This is a genomic window from Tullyiplasma multilocale ATCC 49900, from assembly GCF_000483165.1.
Classification (GTDB): domain Bacteria; phylum Bacillota_I; class Bacilli_A; order Mycoplasmatales; family Mycoplasmataceae; genus Tullyiplasma; species Tullyiplasma multilocale.
Genome location: NZ_AXXW01000006.1, coordinates 107,006 through 130,694 on the forward strand (window position 1 = coordinate 107,006; position 23,689 = coordinate 130,694).

Below are 23,689 nucleotides of genomic sequence, written 5' to 3' on the forward strand. Positions count from 1 at the left end.
TTATCCCTCGTAATTCTTTCTGTTTTTTAAAGCACTTTCCAATGTTGTTTCATCCATATAATCTAATGAACCACCCATTGGTATTCCTTTTGCAATTCTTGATGTTTTTACATTATTCTTTTTAGCTATTTGTGCTATATAATTTGAAGTTACTTCACCTTCAAATGTAGCATTTAAAGCAAGTATCAATTCTGTACTCTGGCTGGTTCTTGCAAATATTTTTTCAATATTTAATTTATCTGGTGTTAGATTTTTATTTAAATTTATTTCTCCACCCAATATCGCATAAACCCCCTTGAACTTACCTAGGCTTTCCAAATTCTTAGCATCTAGTGGTGTTGATACAACACATATAATATCTTTGTTCCTTTTTTGATCTGAACAAATCGGACAAACTTGTTGAACTGTATAAAAACCACAAATTTCACAAATCCCAAGATTATCTTTAGCTTCTTGCAAGTTTTTAATGAACTTATCAAAAGTTTTTTCATCTGATATTAAGTTAGTTAGTAAACGTTCTGTTGATTTTTTAGTTAATCCATCAGTACGTCTGATTTTTTCAACTAACTCATCAAATAAAAAATCTTTCATCTTATTCTCCTATTTTTATATCTTCTAAATCAAATAATTTTGAGGCACCTTCAAGCAACTCACTTTGATTATTGTCTTGTAATTTTTGTTTTGTTAAATCCTGATAGTATTGATTAACATCAAAGATTTTATGTTCTGGCAAACTATTTGAAACTTTAAGTGTTTTAAATTCTGTTTTAACATCTTCTCATTTATTTTTGTCAATTGGGTAAACTAAAACTTCTTTACCTAGTTCAGCAAATAACTCTTCGCGGAATTTTTTACTTTCTAACATATGATTAATTAATTTAGAATGTGACAGAGTCTCACAATTCACTAAAATTTCATTTCCAGAGACAGCTGAAATTTTTACATTATAGAAAGCAAAGAATTTCTCCGCTTTTTCTGGGTTAATTAAATTGTTTTGCTCATCTGCTCTAAATCAACTATTTATTTTTGCATCAATCATGTCTCGTAAATCTTTTTTGGCACTTACCAACAGATTAATAACACTGTCAACTTCGATACTGTTCGTGTCAATGTTACCACTTCTTATAATTTCTATACTTTGCATTTCAATTAGGTCAGAACCCGTTTTAATTGACGGATCTTTTGGTGGTTGCTCTTCTTCTTGAGCCACAACTTGTTCGACACTTTCAGTTGTTTTTTGTTCTGCCACTATTTCTGCTACTTTTGGTTCTTCAACAATTAACTCTTCTCTAATAGTCGGTTCAACTAATTCTACTGCTTCTGGTTTTTGAGCAATAGTTTCACTGACAATTACTTCCTCTTTGATTTCGATAATTGGTTTATCTTGAACTGAATCATTTTCTTGTATAGATTCTTCGAAATCAATACCATGGTTACCTATTGATTTAAGTAAGTTGATTAATAGATAGTTAAAGTTAATTGAAGTTCCTTTAGTTTTGGCATAAGCTTCTCCCAAGTTATCAGCTAACCTAAATAAAGATTCCATATCTACAGTGTCAAACTTAGTCACATCTTTCAGTTCTAATATTCTTAAAAATTCTTCAGACTTAACTAATTTGTATTCAATTATTTCTTTCACTATTTCAATTAAACTTAAAGCAAAAACATCAAAATCCATACCTTGGTTTTCAGCTGATTCAAAATATCTAATAACTTCTGTTGATTCACCCATTAAAACGTTTTTAAGAATTTCAAGTTTTTCCTTTTTTGTAGCAACATAAAAAACTGATTTTAAATCATCAATTGTGATAGCATTTTCATTTGCTACGATCATTATTTGTTCTAAAATATTTAATGCATCTCTAAGTGATCCTTCAGAAAGGTAGAAGATTTCATCAAACACTTGGTTTTCGGAAGTGTAATTTTCACTCTCGGTAACGAATTTTAATCTCGCAATCAATGAATCTTTATCAATTTTCTTAAAGTTGAAAGTTTGACATCTTGAAACAATAGTTGCTGGAATTTTAGCATATTCAGTTGTAGCTAAAATAAACAGAGCATGAGCCGGTGGTTCTTCTAAAGTTTTCAAAAGCGCATTAAACGCAGCTTTTGTTAACATATGAACCTCATCAATTATGTAAATTTTGTAATTACCCAAAAGTGGTAATGTTGAAACATTATTTTTGATTCCTCTAATTTCATCAACACCATTGTTAGATGCCGCATCAATTTCGAAGATATCTGGTGATCTGAATTCATTTGCTGAAACACAACTTTCACAAACCTCACATGAAATACCGTTAATAGCATCTTTACAATTTACAGCTTTTGCAAAAATTCTTGCTACAGAAGTTTTACCAGTTCCCCTTTGCCCTGCGAAAAGTAGTGCATGAGAAATCTTGTTTTCATTTAATTGTTTTTGTAATATTTCGATAACATTTTTATGCCCTGCAACACTATTAAAAGTTGCTGGTCTATATGTTGTATATAAAGATTTCTTATTTTTTTGCATCCTTTTTACCTCCGGGTTTATATCTTATATATTTTAACATTTTAAAGTTGTTATAAAAAAAAATACCCGAAGGTATTTTTAAAAAATAGAAGCATTATTAATACGCTAATTTAATTAGTAATTTTGAACTCAAAAGTATCCCACGGACCAACCATTTTGATTAAATTGTGGTGCTTTTTTGGAATTTTCCCTACCAGATTAACTGTCCCGTTAAAATTGCTAAATCCATCTTCGGTTACTATCAGTAGTTCATATTTATAGTTATCATACGTTTCATTAACTATAACTACATCACCTAAGTTAAAGACATGGTTTTTATCAAGGGGTTTTTTGATACCTTTTTCATTTTTGAATATAATCCTTCCCATCATCGATCTAATGAAATGGTCATTGATATCTCCTCTATTAAAATGCTTTAAATCGAATATTGTCTTTTGCTCAATTACAGATAAATCATCTTCCAATAAAATTTCAAATTGGAATTTGTATCTATTAATCTGTGAGAGTTTTTCAAGTTCGCTTTCTGAAGCTGGTTGATTCCCAATATACAAGTCACTTATCATTCCTGTTGCTCACAATTCTTGTGCTTGGACATCGATCTCATTACATCTGTGATTATCGATTGTTACAAGTGGACCTACCTTATCTTTTCAGGGTCCCACCTCTCCAGTTTCGCTTCCAATAAATGCCGAAAGGCGAACTCCCTTTTTGAAATATTTCTCCGAACATTTCAAAAAATAGTTTCAAGCTAGTCCAGTATTTGCTAGCGGATAAAAATTGTGACATCCTGAAATTTTATATGCAATAGGCTTACAATATAACACATCATCTAAAATGTGATCATTCATACTGGCATTTAATTGAATGTCTAAATTTCATTCCTGGGTAATCATAGCTATCTCTATCGGCGACAAAGGCATATCCAACCTCAAACAATCAATACCTAAATCTTGATAATATGACAAATCATAAGAACTGGATTTCGTCATTTCCAAACATTTTGAATTTACATCAACAACAACATAAAAATTATTGTCCTTCGCAAACTTAATAATTTCTTCATAGATACTCTTATTTTTCATAAATTCTTTATCTTCAACACCTTTATCGAGACTAAATCCAGCCAGTTGAAGAAACGATAAAAACATTTTATTAAACCCATATTTCTTAGCTAACAATATATATTTTTTTGTTTCTTGTTTTGTGAACTTTTCAGGGTAAACAGATATTCCTAATTCTCTTTTAAACATAAAATCCTCCTTAATATGATTATTCATCACATTAAGGAGGATATATACATTTGGTAATAATTTAAAAAGTGTAATTAGATTACACAAAGTACTTTTATTTTCTCTTATCCTTAAAAAATTTTTCTAGCAAATCTTGGTACATATTCTCTTCTTTTTTTGTACCCACTTTTTTGAAAATAACATCAATGTCATTAATGCTATAAATTTCAGATATGCCGAATTTTGAACTTTTTAAGATATATTCTATTTTTTTAATTTTAGATTGTTTAATTGCCCCATAACACATTTCACATGGCTCAAGGGTAGTTATTATTTTGTAACCATTAAGATTAAGTGATTCAACCTTTTTGATTGTCTTGTTTAGGGCATTTATTTCGGCATGACAAGAAATGTTGTGTTTTTTGTTTCTTGTATTGTAACCAACACCTACAACTTCATTTTCTGCATTCAAAACAACTGCTGCTACCGGAACATCCCCGTGTTTTGTAGCTTTAACAGCTTTTTTAATAAGCAAATCATAGATTTCTTTTTTCATACATTACCCCACAAAAAAACCGCAATACAAGACACAGATCCTTATAGCTGCTACCTTCCGGTCCTGACCAATTCAGACGTTATCTTTATCACGGCAAATATATTATATCATTTTTTATACTAGTGATTCAATTTCATATATTTGTTCTATCAAATTTTTTGCTTTGTGTCTAAATGTTTCATTGCGATCTTGACGAACAATGAAAGAAGTTTCAAAGAATTCTTTAAACATAGATTTATCATTAATATCATCACCAACCACATAAACATCTTCATCTTTAAAACCTAAAACATTTTGAAGACCCCTAATTGCATAACCTTTATTTGTTAATGAGTTAGTAACGTCAACATTTAATTCATCACCGTAATTTGTATAGAAGAAAGCTGAATCTAAATAGTTTCTATCAAATTCTTTAAAAGTTTCTCTTAAACTTTCATCAACAACTAAACGAAATGAAAAGATCCCTTCATTTCTGATTGCATCAACTGGTAGGTTCTCAGGAACCAGACCTAAATAAGCTTCAGTTAGCATATCGTTTCAGTATTTGTGGAATAACACATCTTCTTTATTTATTGATGAATAGATAACACCGTAAGCCTTTTCTTCATTCGTCTCTATAACATCAAGTAGTGCATTTAAGTCTGAATTCGTAATTGGGTTACTAAATAGTAGTTCACCGTCAAAATTAAATACTGCTCCACCATTACTACAAATTAAGTAATCTGGTTTCAAGTTATACTTTTCAACTAAATAGCTTTTCATTTGTTTAAAAGGTCTTGCTGTAGCTATTACCAATTTATTACCTTGTTCTTGTCATCTTTTAACAAACTCATAGTCTTTTGGATTTAATAGTAAATCATCGTTTCTTGAGTTTCTAAGAGTTCCATCGAAGTCTGTGAATAATCATTTCATATATTTCCCCTTATAAAAAAGGTGTTGCCACCTTAAAATTTTATTTCATAAATTTGATCAATAACATTTTTAGCTTTGTTTCTTAAATCAATATTATGTTCTTGTCTTATTATATAGGAATTGTGGAAAAACTCATTAAACATAGATAAATCATTCTTATCATCACCAACAACAATTATGTCTTTGCTTGGTATATCTAACATTTCTTTCATAACATTTATAGCCATACCTTTATTACACATGTTTGAATGCAAATCAATTGAATACATACCTTCTCAAGTATTAAAGTCTGCTTCAATATTTAATCCTTCTGATTTTATTTGATCATAAAGTCTAAGTCATCCATCAGTTGTCATCATTAGTTTAATAGCCAATAGATCTAATTCCTTTATCTCATTTATTTCAAGATTTTTAAGTTCAATACCTAGCATACCTCTTTGCATTTCAGGTCCCCAAAAATCATGAAATATAGCCATCTCTTCTTTTGGTGTTCCAATCACAAGACCACGCAAATCTTCTGTATAACTTTCTAATAATTCAAGTAATCTTAACTTGTCTTTTTTGGCAATGTAATCCGCATGAATCATTTTTCCTGTTTTGTCATAAATAGCAGCACCTGTGTAACCCACAAAATAATCTGGTGTCCAACCATAATCTTTCTCAAGAAGATCAACAACGCCTTGCATAGGTCTTCCAGTTATCACAACAACATTATTTTCTTTGTTAAATTCCTTAATGAAATTCATATCTTTCTCATTTACTGTCATAGTTTTACTAATATCTTTTGTGCGTGGATTTCTCAAAGTTCCATCGAAGTCTGTAAATAATCATTTAGTCATAAAGTACCTCACTATTTTTAATTCTACATCCATTTAAACTCTTTATAATTTTCTAATTTGGCAAAAAAAGTACATTAATAAAAAAATAGTACTTTACAGCACTACTTCATTTAACTCACTAATTATAGTTTCAGCTTTGTTTCTTATATCTTCGTTATAAGGTTGGGTAACTATATAAGAATTTTCAAAAAATTCCGCGAACATTGATAAATCATTGTTATCATCACCAGCTACAATTACATCTTCATCTTTAAATCCCAAAATTGATTGAAGACCCCTAATTGCCGAACCTTTATTAACATTGTTGTGGTGAATTTCACTAAACTTAATCCCTCTTAAATTATTTGATGTGAGATTCATATTTAAGTTATTATCGTCTAAAAATTTAGTAATTTTATTTCAAGTTTCATCAGTTGAAAGAACTTTGTAACAAATCATAGTTTTATCCTCAACATAATTAATAGGAAGGTTTTGGGGTGTCATCCCCATGAACATCTCCTGATCAGCATTTTCTCAATCTTTGTGGAATAGAAAGTTTTCGTCTCCTGGAGTTGAGTATACAATCCCTTGAATTTCATCTTCGATTTCAATTAGAAAATTCATGATTTTAAGTTTCTCTTCTTCAGTCATAGTGTTTGTATAAATATTTTTACCTTCACCATCAACAACAGTTCCACCAGCATTAGTAACATAGAAATCAGGGTATAAATCATATACACCATTCACATGTTCTGAAATATGTTCATATGGTCGCCCAGTAGCAATAATTAATTTATTACCGTCAACTTGTCATTTTTTAACAAAATCTAAATCTTTTGGAGTGATTCTTAACTCTTCTCCTTTGGAATTTCTTAATGTTCCATCGAAGTCTGTAAATAATCATTTAGTCATATAGATACCTCTTTTAAATATTTTAATTCAAATAAAAAGTAATGGTTAAAATAAGTGGTAATAAAAAGTAGTTTTCAATTTTAAAAGAAAAAAAGAACAACTTTCGTTGTTCTATTATTTTGCTTGTTTTTTTGCTTGACGAAGTCTACGTTCTGTTTCTTTATTACCAGTTTTAATATGTTTCTGGTTATAGAAATGGAACCCAAGAGTTTGACAAATTTGGTATGTTGAAGAAATAATTCAGTAAATCGCAACCCCTGACGCAACTGTAGCAACAACGAAGATAAATACTACCATCATTACTAATTGCATAATTAATTGTTTTTTACGAGCTTTTCTTTGTGCTTCAGTTAATGAAACATTTTTTTGTTTAATTCATTGTAAGATTGTTGGCAACAACATTGAAAGAATTTGTAATGGTAAGTAAACCGCTAATAATGAGAAGTATACTCAGTTACCTTCTTTAATTTGTTGTCATGGAACCTCAATTAATGAAATTTCACCAACGTTACCAATTTTTAGAGCTCTAGTAGATCTAATAACTGCATAAATCGCGAACAAGAATGGCATTGAGGCGAATGAACCCCCAATTGATGACATAGGTGAGACACCTTCTTTTTTATAAAGAGCCATTGTTTCTTGTTGTTGTTTTTGTTTTGAAGCAGGGTCTTTTTTATCTTTATACTTAGCTGTAATTTCAGCTTGTTTTAATTGCATAGATTGCATTTTAATTTGATTTTTCTGTGATTTTCAACTGAAAGCCAAAGTGATTGTTCTAATAATTAAAACTGTAAAGAAGATTCCAAAGAATGCTGCAATTCCGTATACACGTTGTGATTCTGAATCTAAACCAGGATTTAATGTTCCACTTAATCCATTAACAATACCTGTAAGCACGTATGCTGTAGGGTATACGAAGATTCCGTAGAATGGAGATCCAGTTTTAGTTCAAGCTTCTCCCCATGAAGTAATGGCATTGTAACCATATTCCATAATCTCACCACTAGAATTTAGAGCCACTCAGTGGTTTTTACCACCAATTTGTCCTAAAGATCTAATAATGATTTCGAATGAAGCACCAGGCGCATAAACTTTGTTTCCTGTCATGTCAGTAATTTGTTGTATTGTATAGTTTGAATCATACATTTGTACACAACCTCATAACATACAGATGATCATGAATAAAAATGCTAAGATTTTTGCTCATTTTAATACTTTTTTTAAGATTTCTTTAGTGTTTTTAGGGTTAGTAATACCTTTATCAGGTTTTAAATAACTCATTACACTGTTATCTGCTTTATACAAAAGAATATCCTCCTTGCCGCTATTTTAGATCGTTGATCAATTTAGTTAAAGCTCTTTGATTAAACTCGAAAGTCTTGTCTAGCATTGCTTTTCTCGCTAGGATGATCACTTTATACTCTTTATCACCATGAGTTTTGATAATGTCATTCATCATCATTCTTATTTGTCTTTTAATTTTATTTCTAATAACAGCATTCCCAATTTTTTTACCAACTGAAATACCGTATTCCAAGAAATCGTTATCTGTTTTTTCAAAATATAAAACAAAAGCTACATTCTTGATAGATTTTTGCTTTGAAATAATATTTTGGAATTCAAAATTACCTTTAATAATTCTTTTGTTTTTCATAAAGAATTATTTAGTTAATCTTGCTCTACCTTTAGCTCTACGAGCTTTGATAACTCTTCTTCCGTTTTTTGTAGACATTCTTGCTCTGAAACCGTGAGTACGAGCAGTTTTGATTTTTGATGGTTGTCAAGTTCTTTTCATAAGTTAGTCAATCCTCCTTTTTTTAGACAATTTCAAAAATTATTATATAGTAAAAGCAATAAAAATTATATATTAATGGGAATTATTTTTTACTTTTCCACATTTGATTTTTAATCCACATTTTCTACAAAAGTTTTCCACAATTAAATTGATATTTTGTGGAAAAGTGGAAAAGTCTTTTTAGAAAGCAAAACCGCTACTTCAATGGAATAATTATATGTTGATTATTCATGTAAAAACTATTTTATTCACATTTTAAGACAAAAGTTTTTGAAATATTTTATAATCTTATTCGTCAAGGAGAATGCAATTATGAATGAAACCGAATTATGATTGGAAATAAAGAAAGTCTTATCTTCTAATCCAAACGTGGATCAAGAAGTATATAACGATTATATTTCTAATGCAAAATTAATAAAAAACGATAAGGATGAGTATAGTCTGATCGTTAAATCTAAATTTGCAGCATCAGTTATTACTCCTAATCAAGACATTATAATAAATGAATTAAAAAACCATTTAGGAAAGTCTGTTCTATTTGAAATAATCACAAACGATATCTATAAAAAAACACAAAAAGTAATTAAAAACGCTGAAGTTAATAAAACATCAGCTTACAAATTTAGTTTTGAAACTTTCATTCATGGTGAAAGTAATAATCAAGCTTTTTTAGCATCTAAAACAGTTTCTAATAACCCAGGACAACAATTTAACCCTTTATTTATTTATGGAGACTCAGGTTTAGGTAAAACTCACTTATTACATGCTATTAATCATGAAATTTCAACTAACAAACCAGAATTAAAAGTTCTTTATCTATCAAGTGAAGTTTTCATCAAAGGTCTAGTTGATATTATCTATCAAGGTCATGACGCAATTGAAAAATACAAAGACGAAATTACACAAAATGACGTTTTAATCGTTGATGATATTCAATTCTTAGCTAAAAAAGAAAAAACAAACGAAGTATTCTTTACAATATTTAATCACTTCATCGAAAACGGTAAACAATTGGTGTTTTCTTCAGATAAATCTCCAGATCACTTAAACGGTTTCGACAATCGTATGATTACTAGGTTTAATTTAGGTTTAACAACATCAATTAAAACTTTGGATTTCGAAACAGCTCATTCAATTGTTGAAAGTGAAATTAAATCACAAGGAATTATTCAAAAAGTTGAAGAAGAAGCAATTAAATACTTAGCTTCATACTATGCTGATGATGTTCGTAAAATTAAAGGTTCAGTTTCTAAAATCAGTTTTTGATCAATCCAAAACACAGTTGATACACCTGTTGATATGGAAGTTATTAGTGAATTATTTAAAGATGTCCCTACTTCTAATTTAGGTGTTTTAAATGTTAAGAAGATCAAAGAAGTTGTTGGAGAATCATACGGAGTTACTATTAAATCTATTGATGGTAAAGCTAGAACTGCAAATATTGCAAATGCTCGCCATTTATCTATGTATTTAGCCAAAGAAATTTTAAACCATAGTCTTTCACAAATTGGAACAGAATTCGGTGGTAAAGATCACACAACAGTTATAAGTGCTATGAAAAAAATGACTAAATTAATCGCGTCAGACAAAGAATTTAACAACGTTGTTGAAACTCTTAAAAATAAAATACTAACAAAATAAGACTTAATTGTCTTATTTTGTTAGTATTTTATTTTTTTCTTAATGTTTTCCCTTTTATCTTATATCAGAGTATCTGTTTAAAACTATTTATTTTATGTATAACTTTTCACCAAAAACATAGATAAATAAGGGATTTATTAGGTTTTCCACATACTAACACTATAATAATAATGACAAAGGAAAAGAGAAGAAATAACGCGTGTAAACTCTCTATTTTTCTATTCTCTAAATATGTTTTTCATAAATTAATATGAGATAATTATTTTAGAAATAAAGGTGGATATATGAAATTTTCAATTAACAGAAATACTCTTTTAGAAGAATTATCAAAAGCTAATAAAATTATTGATATTAAAAACCCAAATCCCGCTCTTGGAGGTATCTTCTTAGAACTTGGTATGGATAAGATGACTATCATATCAACAAACGGTACTTTAGCCTTTAAAAGTATCTTAAATAATGCCAACTCAGATTTAGATATTAACCAACCTGGGAAAATTTTAATTAAAGGACGTTACATCTTAGAGATGTTAAGAAAACTTGATGAAGAGTTTGTAACATTTACAGCAGTAGAAACTTCTGAATTAAGAATTACTACACAGAAATCAGAATTTAATATTAATATTTTAGATGCTGAAGATTACCCTATGTTAGGATTCAGAGAAAAAGGAATCACATTAGAACTTGATCCTAAAGAATTTAAAAAGAACTTAAGTCAAGTTGCTGTTTCAATTAATGAATACAACAAGAAGTTGTCTTTAACAGGAATGAATTTAAAAGTTAAAGAAGGACAAATTATTTTCTCAGGTACAGATTTACACAGAATTAGTAGAAAAATCATTCTTTTAGAAGGTGAATTTGAACAAGAAGTAAATATTACAATTCCATTTAAAACAATTAATGAATTACCCAAATTATTAGATGGTGCCAAAAACTTCAAAATCGTTATTACTGAGGGTTATGTAACTTTCATCATTGATGAGGTATTATTCCAATCAAATTTAATTGATGGACAATTCCCAAATATTGATGTAGCTTTCCCTCAAGAATTTGACACAACAATTACTGTTGAATCACGTAAGATTTTAAAAGCTTTAAATAGAGCTGATCTACCAAACGATGATGGATTACCACCAACAATCAATTTAAAATTTGAAGATGACAAAGTAACTATTAAATCTACAATTTCTGAAGTTGGAAATTATGAGGAAGTTTTCGGAGATTTTGAATCAATGGGTAACTTAGATCTTTCAATTAGTTTCAATGCAAAATTCTTAACAGATGCGTTAAGAACATTTGAAGGTGAAGTTGTTGAAATGAAATTTACAAATGCATTAAAACCAGTTGTTATTAATAAATTAGAAGATGATTCATTAAAACAAGTTGTAATGCCAACACACGCTAACTAGTAATTACGAAAGTAATTACTTTTTTATTAAAGGAGAAATTATGCCAACAAGTAAAGGGTATTTTAATTTTATAAAAGAACAATTCTCAGAATATGATGAAGTTGGTTTCAGATCAATGATGGGTGAATATGCTGTGTATTATAAAGGGAAAACAATTGGAGCTATATTTGATGACATCTTACTAGTAAAACCTGTTAAAACAGCTTTAGAATACGTGAGAGAAGTAGATATGTATGCATCACCAAAGTTTAAAGTGAAAGAAATGCTTGTAGTTGATGATGTTGAAGATATTGAATATGTAATTGGTTTATTTGAAACAATGTATGATGAAGTACCATTCCCTAAGACGAAAAAGAAATAATGAGTAAAAATTAAAAATTATAAAAAACATCACACTAACAAGTAAAGAGATGTTTAAAAAATGTAGCTCACGCTACATTTTTTAATGAATCAGAAAAGGACCTATATGGAAATAACAAACCCCTTATTCACACCTTTATCGTATATTAAAAAAAGGCACAAGATAAATATATTTTCCAGAACAACTTAACGAAAATAACGATGTTATTTTTCTTTATTATTTTATTCCGGAATAAGACTTAAAAAGTATCGTGAATAAACCAAAAACATTTATTATTAATGAGTATCAAAAAAAGTAGCTTGAGCTACTTTTTACAGTTTATTGAAATATTTGATAACACCTTCAGTAGTTGCATATCCTCTTGCTTTAGAAGTTCTTGTTGGGAAATCGAAGAAGTCTTGGAAGAAATCTTTCACCCCGATTATTCCTGATAATTCACCAGTGATTGTTAAACCATTTTTAACAATACCTGTTCTAATGTACATTGGTGATTGTTCTAATGCCGTTGTGATCATTCCTTTATAAGTTGTGAATAATTGAATAAAGATTTTTTTGAAATCTCCATCTTTAACAACAACTGTTTTACGTGCATTAGTAATCATATCTCTACCAGGTAATTGTAATTCTAATTCGTCACGTAACTTAATAACTGAACCAAGAGATCATTTAATTTTTTCTAATGTGTCTTCTTCAATTAATAATGAATATTCTTCTTTAAGGTATAAAACGATTTTTTTATCTAATTCTCTTTCAGCAATATCACTTGAAGTTATTGTAATAAGTTCGTCATCAGCAATAACAGCAACTTCAGCTTTGTAGTGTCCTAAATCTAATAAGATTGAACCATACTCATCATCGGTTTTGATATTTCCACCAAGAGCAGCTAAGATAAGTTTTGGAACATAATGAATTTCTTCCATTCCATATGGTGCTAAAAGTTCATCCATGATTTGTTGAACTTGTTCAGTGTGGATAGTTGGAGCTGAAATAACTACTTCAGCATCTTTAACTTCGTTTTTGAATTTATTTAAAAGTTGTTCAACCATTGATTTGAAAACTTCTAAATTTTGAATTGTTTCATTTTCTAATGGTGCAATAACTCTTAAAGGTTTATCAACACGATCAATCATTTTTTTAGCATCTTTACCCATTACTACAACTTCTGTAGTTAAATCGTTTCAGCAAACTAATGAAAGGTCATCATAAATCATTCCGTCTGTTGTTGATATGATTCTTGTATATTCACCACCAAAGATGATTCCAATTTTTTTACCACTCATTTATGTGTCCTCCATTTGTTATAATCATAATAATAATTTAACATTTTATAGAAGTAAAATAAAGGTGCATAGATAATGAAAGAACAAAAAAACACACAAATAATCATAGTTGAAGGTAAAACTGACACTCAAAAGTTAAAAAACGTTTTTGGAGAGCAAATTAAAACAATAGAAACAAATGGTTTGGCTCTAAATGAAAAGACCTTGGAATTCATAAAAAGGTTGAGTAAAAAAAACAAAATTATTGTATTTACTGATCCTGATGGGCCAGGGAAAAGAATCCGTGAAACAATTAATAATTATTTGGGTGGAGATGTCTTTAATGCTTTTGTTTCAAAGAGTGCAATTGATAAAGAATCTAAAAAAATCGGAATTGCTGAAGCTGATGACGAAGCAATAAAAAAAGCTTTGGACAATTTAATTACTTTCAACAAAGAAAATGAAAGTATATCTTGAGAAGAATACCTTAATAACGATTTTTATCTAAAAGAGAATAGAAAAAAAATAAGTAAGTATTGGGGAATAAGTGAAGAAATAAATTCTAAAACTTTATTTAAATGATTAAACTGAATGCAGGCAGATGTTGATACAATTAAAAACATACTAGGAGAATATAATGGAAATTAAAGCAAAGAAAAAGTTTGGACAAAACTTTATTAGTGACGATAATCTAATTACAAAAATCGTAAACATATTAGGGGATAACCCAAATCAATTAATAATTGAGATCGGACCCGGAACCGGAGCACTTACTAAAAAACTTGTTAAGAAATTCGATCAAGTAGTAGCAATTGAAATTGATGAAGATATGGAAGCGATTTTAAAGAATAAAATTACTGAAGATAATTTTCATTTTGTTTTATCAGATGTTCTTGAAGTTAATTTCGAAGAATTAATTAAAAAGTACAAAACTAACCCTGAACAAAAAGTATCTTTAATTTCTAATATGCCGTATTACATTACCTCTGAAATTTTATTTAGATCATTTGCGCTACATAGTGAATTAGAAATCGCTGTGTTTATGATGCAAAAAGAAGTTGCTGTTAGATTATGTGCTAACCAAGGTGAAAATAACTATAATAACCTATCAATCGCGGCTGAATTCTATGCTGACAAAAAATATGAATTTACAGTTAATAAAGGAATGTTCAGACCTATCCCTCAAGTTGATTCAGCAATTGTTTCATTGAAATTTAAAGAAGAAAATATTTCTAGAGTAAATGATGATTTAAAATTTATTGCTTTTGTTAGAAAGTTGTTTAACAACAAACGTAAGACTATTTTGAACAATTTGGGTTCACTTACAAATGATAAAGATTTAGCTAGAACTTTACTTGATGAATCTAAGATAGATCATGCACGTCGTCCTGAAGTTATAAGTATGGATGAGTTCATAACTTTATTTAATAACTACACAAATAAAAAATAGGTCAACACCTATTCTTTTGCTTTTAAAACACTTTTTTTGTTTTAAAAGCAAAAGGAGTGATATAATTTTTTTGAATAAAGAGGTGGTTGTTATGACTGAAAAAACTTACAGAATATCACAAATTAGATTTAAAAATTACAAAAATTTTAAAGATGAACAAGTTTTAGATTTTAAAACAAATAATAGATTTACTAATACTTACGAGCCAGATTTGGTAGAGTGAAGTTCTACTAAGAAGGATTATTATAATCCTATAATAGCAATATTGGGAGCTAACGCTTCGGGTAAAAGTAATTTAGTGGAATTATTTTTCCGCTATAAGAATTTTATCATTGATGCTTTTACATTAGATTTAAACAATGAAAGCGGACGAGATTCTTTTGATTCTTTCGACACATTCAATGATATTGATAAGACTTTAATTTTTGAGATTGACTACGAAACAGAAATGTTAGACTTTACTCATAATATCTATACTGAATTTGACAGAAAACTAAATAAGTTTTTTGTAAGAGAAAAAATACAATTAAATCGTGTTAAAAAATTTCCAGATATGAGTGGAGTGGTTATTTGAGATTTTGATGAGAGAGAATATAATAGTAATCTCTCACAAGTTAAATTTTTTATAACAAAACAAATGATGGTTGAATTTCTTAATGAGCAAAAGCCTAAAGAAGAATTAAAAAACGTTGAAAGCCTTGATGAAGTTATTGCCTCAGAAGTTTTTAATGTTTTAACATCTATGGTTAAAAATACATTAGTATCAAATCAAACAACATTAGACTCAAGCTCTATTGATAAAATAAATGAATCAATAAATCAATTAATATTTTCAGGGGTTCCACTTAATAAAGTTGAGGAAATTGTTAATTACGCAGCTTCTACTGTAGATGCTAGTATAGAAAAAATATCTTTAAAAGAGGTTAAAAAAGGGATAGATACGTTTTATATATTAGATAACACAAAACTTAAAAATAATGATAAAGTTTCCTTTTACGCGGGAACAATTCTATCAAACGGAACAATAAATTTCATAGATCACATACTATCTACAGTTTTAGTTAAGAATGCAGATGATAGAAAAATGCATACCTACATTTTTATGGATGAACTTGGTGCTACATGGCATTCAGGATTGACAAAAGCCTATATCAAGATGTTTCAAATGGGAATAATAGAAGATTCTACTATTATATTTACCTCACACCAACCCGAAGTTGTAGATGATATACGTCGTGACGGTGTATATATTATAAACAAGAGTTCTCAATTTAAAAAAGTTACCGAGTACAAATTTAGAAATGAAATGAAATTATCTAAAAATTATTCATCACAGAATCTTGATCCGTTTGATGCTTTCCCTGATTTAAGTGGTATTGCTAATTTAGTTGAGGTATTCGATGAGTAAGTCCAAAAACATTCTCGTTATCAATTTTGAAAATGAATCATGTAAAACTGAGAAGAATTTCTTTAAAGAATTAAAAAGTGACTTTTCTGACGAAATTTATGAAAGATATAATATACAAAATATTGACTGTAAAGGTCTGACTTTAACAAAGGATTTCATGAACAATCCTGCAAAAGGATTGAGGAAGTATTTTCTTAACGTAGACTTAAGAGATCGCGATCTTGAAAATTTCTTATATATAGCCATCGATAGGGATGATGAATTAAAGTTTAATAATTTACTAAAGGGATATGATGGAATAATAACTTGTTTGAAAAAGATGGGTGTAATAAATAACAAAACTAAGACAGCTTTTCTTTTGCTGCCTGAGCACACATCTTTTGAATATGTTATTTGTATGATGTTTGATACTACTTCAGCGTGCAAAGTTAAGGCTAATTTAACATTTACAACTACTGCGGGAAGTGTTATAGGAAAATTTTTAAGAATAAAAGAGAAATGAATAACACAAAAATAATTCAGAAAATTAAAAACAGTAAATTTGTAACAGGTAATGTTTTTGATAATATTGAAAAAAATCTAAATCGATTCAAATCAAACGTTGTAATTCCTGAGGTAAATATACCATTTGCAACGTATGATGAAATATTCAAAAAATAGATCCGACACTTGTCAAATCTATTTTTTTATATTTTTGTACCTTTATTACGTTCTTCGATTTTTCTAATTACCATTGTTTGATAAACATTAGCTCCGTGATTTCTACAGATTAGGAAATAAACAAAGAAACCGATGAAAAAGAATCAGATAAATAGGAAAGCAAACAATAAATTCATTCTCCCAGCATCCTTACTACATAATCAGATTTGTTCTCCGTCAGGCAACACTTTCATTTCTCTAGCTGGATTTAATTTACAATAGTTACAAATTCCCATATGACATTCTCCTTTTATTAATACTTATATTATAGAGTTTTTGAATCATTAAAGTTCTTTTTTTATTATAAAGTACTTTTAGAAATGGAAACCTTGCTTACAAAAATTTATTTGAGACTTAAAATAGAAACATAGGAGAAATTATTATGAAACTAAAAAACTTAAAAGACTTTCCAAAAGACTTCCTTTGAGGAGCTTCAACTTCTGCTTATCAAGTAGAAGGTGGAACTAATGAAGGTGGTAAAGGAAAAAATGTAATGGACCTAACTGACTTTGGTCCAGAAATCTGTGACTTCTCAGTAGCATCAGATTTTTACCACAAATACAAAGAAGATATAGCAATGTTCAAAGAAATGGGTATGAAATCATTTAGGTTCTCATTCTCATGAGCACGTATCTTCCCTGATGCTTCAGGAAAAGTTAATCAAGAAGGTGTAGATTACTATAAAGATATGATCAACGAACTTAACAAACACGGAATTGAACCAGTAGCTACAATCTATCACTTTGATATGCCTGTTTGATTACAAGAAAAAGGTGGATGATCAAACAAAGAAGTTGTAATTAAAGCTTATGTGGATTTCGCAAAAGTGTTATTAGAAAATTACAATGACCAAGTTAAATACTGATTAACTATCAATGAACAAAATATGATGGTGTTGGGTTCAACTGCAACTGACTTCTTCGGGGCAGGTTCAGGATTAACTGGAAATGCTAAAACAAAAGACGCATTCACTCAATCACACCACATGTTTTTAGGGCAAGCGATCGTTTCTAAAATTATTAATACTGAATACCCACACTGTAAAGTTGGGGCAGCTCCAAATATTGTAGCTACTTATCCAGCGTCTAATAAACCAGAAGATTACGAAGCTGCAATTGGAGCCGGTGTAATGAGAAACTGATTTTTCTTAGACGCTATTGTTAGAGGTGAATACAACCCACTAGCTTATAACTACTTAAAAGAATATGGATGATTACCTGAAATCACTGAAGAAGATAAAGAAATCTTAAAAGATCAACATCAAGACTTCATCGCCTTCAACTATTACTCATCAATGACTGTAGAATCATGAACTGAAGAAACTGATGAAACTGGAATGATGGGTGTATTCAATCAACAAATGGGATTCAGATTCCCCCACATTGCTAGAGGTGTTCCAAATGAAAACCTACAAAGAACTGAATATGGTTGAGAAATCGATCCAATTGGATTCAAAACAACTTTAACTGAAATGTACGAAAGATACCGTTTACCATTGATGATTACAGAAAATGGAATGGGAGTTCGTGAAGAGCTTAACGAAGATATGACTGTAAATGATGACTACAGAATTGAATACTATACAGCACACTTAACTGAAATGAAAAAAGCTATTTCAGAAGGCGTTGAAGTATTTTCATACAACCCATGAACAGCTATCGACTTAGTGTCAACTCACGAAGGAATTTCAAAACGTTATGGTTTCATCTTTGTAAATAGACATGAACATGATTTAAGAGATCTAAAACGTTACCCTAAAAAATCATTCTACTGATACCAAGAATTAATTAAAACAAATGGAAGTAAATTAAAATAATGAATATTAAACAAGAGTTCCTCTACTCTTGTTTTTTTATTTTTATTTTTAGAAAGTTTGCAACGATAAAACTAATGTATAATCATAAAAATAATCATAGGAGGTAATGAAATGTTAACTAAAAAAGTCATTAAAATTTTATTAATATTACAAATCATTTTATGAGTTTCATTGCCGATAGTGAAATTACTTTCTGAAGTTAATGTTTTAATGACATTACAAGCTAACTTCTTATTTTGAACTTTTATTTTAAATTCAATATTCTTATTAATTGGTGTTGTAAATCACTCAAGGACATTGCACAGAGAAGCTTTTAAAAATTATGAATATGACATTATTAAAAAGACAAAGAAAAATGAAACAGCTTTAGTTTATACTGCCTTGATGCCACTTGTTCTAGTATCGCAAGGTTTACTTGTATCTATTTCAATGGTTAATAATATTGTTGATCCTATGATGCAAGGGTTGATTCACACCGAAGGAACTATTTTTGGTCTTGTAGCAACAACTTTAGTTTTAACAACTGTAACTTCATTGATGATTATTTGTTTGAATCGTTTATTGGAACTTGAGAACAAAATTGTATGATCTAATGTAACTATAAGAAGTTCAAAATCATTTTTAACTTCTATATTAAAATTGCAAGAAATATTTTCGATGCTTGATACAATGTTGATTAAAACATTCAAAAAAATATGAGAGAGCACAATTACAGTTAAAGTAATTGGTATTAAAACTCAAAAACTTAATCTTCTATACAGATCACATGACGAGGGTGTATATTTCACTAATCCTATTTTTTAATAAACAAAACTAGGAGGAAAGAAATGAAAACAAATAATAATAAAGTTATTGAAATAAATGACTTAACAAAAGCTTATCCAAACGGATATGGTATTTTTAATGTTTCACTTACAGTAAATAAAGGTGAAGTATTTGGTTATCTAGGACCCAATGGTGCTGGTAAATCAACAACAATCAGAGCTATCATGGGATATATAAAACCAACAAGTGGTGATTGTAAAATTTTTGGAATGGATTCTTGAAAAGAATCTGCAAAAATCCAAACAAGCATTGGTTACTTACCAGGAGAAATCACATTCCCTGAGTATATGACTGGAACAGAATTTATAAAGTTAATGTTTAATTTAAGAAAAATGGACAACTGAGAATATGTTGAAGATATGATTAAATATTGAGAATTTAACGCTGATCAAAAAATTAAAAAAATGTCAAAAGGGATGAAACAAAAAGTTGGTTTAATCGTTGCTTTTATGAGTGATCCCAAACTTATTATTTTAGATGAACCAACAACAGGATTGGATCCTTTGATGCAACAAAAATTTATTGATTTAGTAAATAAATTCAAAGCTAATGGGACAACATTTATTATGTCTTCTCACATCTTTGAAGAAATTGAAAAAACTTGTGATAAAGTTGCTATGGTTAAATCTGGAAGAGTAATTGCCAACTTTGATATCGAACAATATAAAAATTCAATTGATAAGAAATATATTGTTGAATTTGAAAAAGGATTTGAAATTGAAGGATTTGGTAAAGAAAAAATTAAAGGAAACGAATATATGTATATTGTTCCTCGTGAAGAGGTTCCAACTTTCTTGAAATTAATTTCTGAAACGAAAGTTGTGATGATTTCAGAAGAAGTTTTCTCAATTGAGAAAAACTTTATGAAATACTACGAAACAGGGGGACAAAAAAATGTTTAATAGACACATTATAAAATCTTCTTTAAAAGGTTCATGAGTAATCTGATTAATATTAACAATCATGTCATTGGCAATTATTGCTGTATTCTTCTTTGTCGATGGTTTAGGGAGTGCAAGTAACACAATTAGTTCATTCTACTTCTTATCACTTGGGGTTGAAGTACCAATTATTTTTACAAGTATTATTGCAAACAGTTTAATTACAAAAGAAGTTGAAAGAGGTCACATGGCTTTCTATCTTTCAACTCCCAACTCTAGAACAGTTATTATGTTCAATAAGCTTATAACCGTCTTAATATTCGTATTAATGACATTTGCAAGTCATATGATAGTTGGTGGGATCTTAATCACAATTAGAGACACTGATATCACTATGCTGTTGTGAACAAAATGAATGGTTAACTATGCAGCATTCGTAACATTGTTATTCGCAATTGGTTGAATATTCAGTTGTACTTTTAATAAGTCTTCTAAAACATTACTAGCTGGTGCTGGTGTGCCAATTTTATTCTTTGTATTTAATATGATTAGTAATATTCCAAATATCGGATTAGAATTCTTACAATACATCTCAATTAACTCATTATTTGATCCATCAGCTATGATTACTGGTGGTGCTGAAACATGAGTTGGTCAAACAATCGCATTGTTAGTAGCATCAAGTGGATTATTTGGTTGAGGAATGTATATTTTCAACAAAAAAGATTTACCTTTATAGAAAAATTAAACACAGTTTTAGCTGTGTTTTTTTATTTAATTATTTAATTATTTTAAATACTTTTTAATATTGTTTTATTTATAATTTAATCTAGATATAAGGAGAAAATATGACTGAACAATTTAAGACTAAATATCGTAAAGTTTTTTATCCACATAATTACAAAGAAATTTTGTCAATGACTGGTCATATTTTCTTGCAACTATTTTTTGCTGCAGTGATTGCACAAATAAACGTTTTACTATTCACTTGATATGCTGATGGTGAATTCTTAGCTTTGATTAACAAAGCGACGATTTTATTTCAAACCATTCAATTTATCCCTTCACTTGTAGCTTCAGGAGTTCTAGTGGTTGGTGGCAATCTTGTAGGACAAGGAAGACAAAAGGAATTATCAAAAGTTATCACTACCAGAATTCTGGTTAACGTAATAATTTGTATGTTGGTAATGGTGGTTGTAGAAACTTTCGCACCAGAATTTCTAAGTTTATTAACTATTCCAAAAGAGGAAATGATTACAGTTCATGATACTTGAACATTTAACAAGTTAAATTTCACTTCTTCATATTTCAGAATAAATATTATTCAACTATTATTAATGTCAGTGGCTCAAGTATATATAGCTGGTTTACAAATCATTAAAAAACAAAAACACGTTGCAATTGGAGCAATAGCATCAAATTTAGTTGATGTCCTAGTTGTCTCAATGATTTTATATGTATTTAAACTAAATCCATTGTATGCAGCACTAGGAATGCCTTCGGCCGCTCTATTCCAGTTAATATATATGATGATAATCAACTACAAAGATATTGATTATAAAGGGCAGAGAATAGGTACTTTACTAAACATGAAATTAGCTAAAGAGATTGTTAAAGTTGGACTACCGATCACATTAGAAATGGGATTATGAAATGCGTGTAACTTTGCAATGAATTCAGCAATTTCAGGTCTGTATACCAATGACGTGGCGCAAAGAACAGAATTATATAATATTCATTCTGCAATTATTGTCATTATTAACTTTGCAACGGTATTTTTACAAGCTGTAGCTACAGTTACATCTATTTTGGTTGCGAAGAAAATTGGAGAAAATGATCCTGATGGAGCATTTACGGCAGGTGTTGATGGATGAAGAATCGCTATTTATGGACAAGTAATTCTATCAACTTTGATCTTTGCATTGATATACCCAATCTTGGTATATGTTTATGGTCGTGATGCAGATTTAGTTATTAAATATGGAATGTGATTATACTTAATAGTATTTGTAAAATGTATTTTTGATACGGTAAACATGACTCTGCTTCGTTCTTTATGAGCAGTAGGAGATTTATGAACACCGCTACTAATTTCTGTAGTTACAATGGTGTTGGGAATGGTTGGATTACCGCTACTAATTTCAAATACTTTCAATGGAGAAACTGGAATCGGACTAATATTAATATATATAGTGGTTGCTATGGATCCAATTAGTAGATCAATCATATATGTTCATAGATGATTCAAGAAAAAATGATTCAAATATGTTAAACAAATGTAGAAAAATAATAAGAAACCAAAAGGTTTCTTTTTTATTATTTTATGGATATAAGTAATGATATAAAATGTTGCAAACCACTTCAATCAATAACATAATGATAGTAAATGGGGTGTTTTATGAAAAATGTTATTGAGTTACTTGAAGAGAATGCCATTGCGAGATCACATACGACATATGGGCAAATATCAAAATATATTTTAGATGGTTACAACAAAGGAATTATTTATCCTATTAAAAAAATATCTGCAGAATGTTTTGTAAGTAAATCTTCAGTTACATTTTTAGCTAAGAAAATAGGCTTTGCTGGTTATAGAGAAATGAAATATAACCTTGAGAGACAGTTGCGAGATTTTCAAAAAGCAGAATGGCGAGAACAATTATCATTTGAAGGTGATGATACTTTTGTATTTAATGAAGTTAAGAATAGCCGTGATCAAATTCTAGAGGGTCTCGACCATCAAATTGGAAAAATAAAGCATTTATGCGATTTGATTAGAGCTTCGGAAAATGTATTTGTTTTTGCAAGCGAAACGTTTAAAAACGAAGGGACAACTCTTGCCAATGATTTAAATTTGAAATTGAAGAATGTAAATCTAATAACTGAGGTATATTATTTCCTAAAGATATTTAGAAAGATAACTGAAGATGATTTGATAATAATTTTAGCTTCAGATAATGATGAAGAAGTTATTCATAATTTAGTGCACTATGTATTTAAAAACCACCAGAACTACTTCTTGATAATATCTAAGAATAACAACTTTTGAGAAGTTTTGGATTTAGATAAAACCTTGACTATTGAAGATGATATTTCCAAGAGTTCTTTGTTGATGTCAAAGGTTGTATTGAATTATTTAATATTGCAGATATCAATCTTAACTATTAGGAAATAGATGTGGAATATTTTCCACTATATAGCGGAAA

At 29.1% G+C, this 23,689-nt stretch carries 25 protein-coding genes and 1 other RNA gene; 13 read left to right on the top strand and 13 right to left on the bottom strand.

The features are described from left to right. The 11 genes from recR to rpmH all read right to left on the bottom strand — a co-directional run bounded on the left by recR (window position 1) and on the right by rpmH (window position 8,734). On the bottom strand, window positions 1-591 hold the full coding sequence (recR, locus tag G319_RS0101865; RefSeq protein ID WP_026389430.1) for a recombination mediator RecR: 591 nt from the start codon (window positions 589-591) through the stop codon (window positions 1-3). A gap of 1 nt (window position 592) precedes the next feature. After that, complete coding sequence (gene dnaX, locus G319_RS0101870) at window positions 593-2,512, bottom strand: DNA polymerase III subunit gamma/tau (RefSeq protein ID WP_026389431.1); 1,920 nt, start codon at window positions 2,510-2,512, stop codon at window positions 593-595. 110 nt (window positions 2,513-2,622) lie between these two features. Continuing rightward, the gene (locus tag G319_RS09190) at window positions 2,623-3,762 is read right to left on the bottom strand and encodes a MupG family TIM beta-alpha barrel fold protein (RefSeq protein ID WP_026389432.1); all 1,140 of its coding nucleotides are present in this window, start codon (window positions 3,760-3,762) and stop codon (window positions 2,623-2,625) included. A 94-nt stretch (window positions 3,763-3,856) separates the two neighbouring features. Continuing rightward, window positions 3,857-4,297, bottom strand: a complete 441-nt coding sequence (locus tag G319_RS0101880; RefSeq protein WP_026389433.1) for a nucleoside deaminase — start codon at window positions 4,295-4,297, stop codon at window positions 3,857-3,859. 13 nt (window positions 4,298-4,310) lie between these two features. Continuing rightward, window positions 4,311-4,394: signal recognition particle sRNA small type (gene ffs, locus G319_RS04985), an RNA gene on the bottom strand. A gap of 17 nt (window positions 4,395-4,411) precedes the next feature. Continuing rightward, window positions 4,412-5,209 (bottom strand): HAD-IIB family hydrolase, encoded by a 798-nt coding sequence (locus G319_RS09195; RefSeq protein WP_026389434.1) that lies wholly within the window; start codon window positions 5,207-5,209, stop codon window positions 4,412-4,414. A gap of 32 nt (window positions 5,210-5,241) precedes the next feature. After that, window positions 5,242-6,048, bottom strand: coding sequence for an HAD-IIB family hydrolase (locus G319_RS09200; RefSeq protein ID WP_026389435.1), 807 nt, complete (start codon window positions 6,046-6,048; stop codon window positions 5,242-5,244). A 93-nt stretch (window positions 6,049-6,141) separates the two neighbouring features. After that, on the bottom strand, window positions 6,142-6,939 hold the full coding sequence (locus G319_RS09205; protein ID WP_026389436.1) for an HAD-IIB family hydrolase: 798 nt from the start codon (window positions 6,937-6,939) through the stop codon (window positions 6,142-6,144). Between the two features lie 114 nt (window positions 6,940-7,053). After that, a complete protein-coding gene (gene yidC, locus G319_RS0101900) occupies window positions 7,054-8,244 on the bottom strand; it encodes a membrane protein insertase YidC (RefSeq protein ID WP_051350860.1) in 1,191 nt (396 codons plus the stop codon). A gap of 19 nt (window positions 8,245-8,263) precedes the next feature. Further along, on the bottom strand, window positions 8,264-8,593 hold the full coding sequence (gene rnpA / locus G319_RS0101905; RefSeq protein WP_026389438.1) for a ribonuclease P protein component: 330 nt from the start codon (window positions 8,591-8,593) through the stop codon (window positions 8,264-8,266). A 6-nt stretch (window positions 8,594-8,599) separates the two neighbouring features. Next, the gene (gene rpmH / locus G319_RS0101910) at window positions 8,600-8,734 is read right to left on the bottom strand and encodes a 50S ribosomal protein L34 (protein ID WP_026389439.1); all 135 of its coding nucleotides are present in this window, start codon (window positions 8,732-8,734) and stop codon (window positions 8,600-8,602) included. A 312-nt stretch (window positions 8,735-9,046) separates the two neighbouring features. Here rpmH and dnaA point away from each other — a divergent pair, with 312 nt between their 5' ends. From dnaA to G319_RS0101925, 3 genes are all read left to right on the top strand, one after another. Beyond that, complete coding sequence (gene dnaA, locus G319_RS0101915; RefSeq protein WP_026389440.1) at window positions 9,047-10,375, top strand: chromosomal replication initiator protein DnaA; 1,329 nt, start codon at window positions 9,047-9,049, stop codon at window positions 10,373-10,375. 284 nt (window positions 10,376-10,659) lie between these two features. Continuing rightward, entirely contained in the window at window positions 10,660-11,784 is a 1,125-nt protein-coding gene (dnaN, locus tag G319_RS0101920; protein WP_026389441.1) for a DNA polymerase III subunit beta, read from the top strand. Window positions 11,785-11,824: 40 nt separating this feature from the next. Beyond that, complete coding sequence (locus G319_RS0101925) at window positions 11,825-12,145, top strand: TfoX/Sxy family protein (protein ID WP_026389442.1); 321 nt, start codon at window positions 11,825-11,827, stop codon at window positions 12,143-12,145. A gap of 311 nt (window positions 12,146-12,456) precedes the next feature. Here the strand turns inward: G319_RS0101925 and G319_RS09210 are convergent, their stop codons facing one another. Beyond that, entirely contained in the window at window positions 12,457-13,425 is a 969-nt protein-coding gene (locus G319_RS09210; RefSeq protein WP_026389443.1) for a rod shape-determining protein, read from the bottom strand. A 75-nt stretch (window positions 13,426-13,500) separates the two neighbouring features. On the opposite strand from G319_RS09210, the gene rnmV reads away from it, so the two are divergent. The 4 genes from rnmV to G319_RS0101950 all read left to right on the top strand — a co-directional run bounded on the left by rnmV (window position 13,501) and on the right by G319_RS0101950 (window position 16,779). Continuing rightward, window positions 13,501-14,052 (top strand): ribonuclease M5, encoded by a 552-nt coding sequence (rnmV, locus tag G319_RS0101935; protein ID WP_026389444.1) that lies wholly within the window; start codon window positions 13,501-13,503, stop codon window positions 14,050-14,052. Next, complete coding sequence (gene rsmA, locus G319_RS0101940; RefSeq protein WP_026389445.1) at window positions 14,048-14,854, top strand: 16S rRNA (adenine(1518)-N(6)/adenine(1519)-N(6))-dimethyltransferase RsmA; 807 nt, start codon at window positions 14,048-14,050, stop codon at window positions 14,852-14,854. Before rnmV ends, rsmA begins: the two co-directional genes overlap by 5 nt. 91 nt (window positions 14,855-14,945) lie before the next feature. Further along, on the top strand, window positions 14,946-16,262 hold the full coding sequence (locus tag G319_RS09215; protein ID WP_026389446.1) for an AAA family ATPase: 1,317 nt from the start codon (window positions 14,946-14,948) through the stop codon (window positions 16,260-16,262). After that, a complete protein-coding gene (locus G319_RS0101950) occupies window positions 16,255-16,779 on the top strand; it encodes a hypothetical protein (protein WP_026389447.1) in 525 nt (174 codons plus the stop codon). Before G319_RS09215 ends, G319_RS0101950 begins: the two co-directional genes overlap by 8 nt. A gap of 169 nt (window positions 16,780-16,948) precedes the next feature. On the opposite strand, the gene G319_RS09220 is transcribed toward G319_RS0101950, so the two are convergent. After that, window positions 16,949-17,197: a hypothetical protein gene (locus tag G319_RS09220; protein ID WP_026389448.1), complete on the bottom strand. Its 249-nt coding sequence runs from the start codon at window positions 17,195-17,197 to the stop codon at window positions 16,949-16,951. 146 nt (window positions 17,198-17,343) lie between these two features. On the opposite strand from G319_RS09220, the gene G319_RS0101965 reads away from it, so the two are divergent. From G319_RS0101965 to G319_RS0101990, 6 genes are all read left to right on the top strand, one after another. Beyond that, on the top strand, window positions 17,344-18,777 hold the full coding sequence (locus G319_RS0101965) for a glycoside hydrolase family 1 protein (RefSeq protein ID WP_026389449.1): 1,434 nt from the start codon (window positions 17,344-17,346) through the stop codon (window positions 18,775-18,777). A gap of 111 nt (window positions 18,778-18,888) precedes the next feature. Next, window positions 18,889-19,581: a hypothetical protein gene (locus G319_RS09225; protein WP_026389450.1), complete on the top strand. Its 693-nt coding sequence runs from the start codon at window positions 18,889-18,891 to the stop codon at window positions 19,579-19,581. 23 nt (window positions 19,582-19,604) lie between these two features. Further along, the gene (locus G319_RS0101975; protein WP_026389451.1) at window positions 19,605-20,504 is read left to right on the top strand and encodes an ABC transporter ATP-binding protein; all 900 of its coding nucleotides are present in this window, start codon (window positions 19,605-19,607) and stop codon (window positions 20,502-20,504) included. Beyond that, window positions 20,497-21,222, top strand: coding sequence for an ABC-2 family transporter permease (locus G319_RS09230; RefSeq protein ID WP_026389452.1), 726 nt, complete (start codon window positions 20,497-20,499; stop codon window positions 21,220-21,222). The genes G319_RS0101975 and G319_RS09230 overlap by 8 nt, the downstream gene beginning before the upstream one ends. 109 nt (window positions 21,223-21,331) lie before the next feature. Beyond that, window positions 21,332-22,765: an MATE family efflux transporter gene (locus G319_RS09235; protein WP_026389453.1), complete on the top strand. Its 1,434-nt coding sequence runs from the start codon at window positions 21,332-21,334 to the stop codon at window positions 22,763-22,765. Between the two features lie 116 nt (window positions 22,766-22,881). Next, window positions 22,882-23,658, top strand: a complete 777-nt coding sequence (locus G319_RS0101990; RefSeq protein ID WP_026389454.1) for a MurR/RpiR family transcriptional regulator — start codon at window positions 22,882-22,884, stop codon at window positions 23,656-23,658. Window positions 23,659-23,689 lie beyond the last annotated feature (31 nt).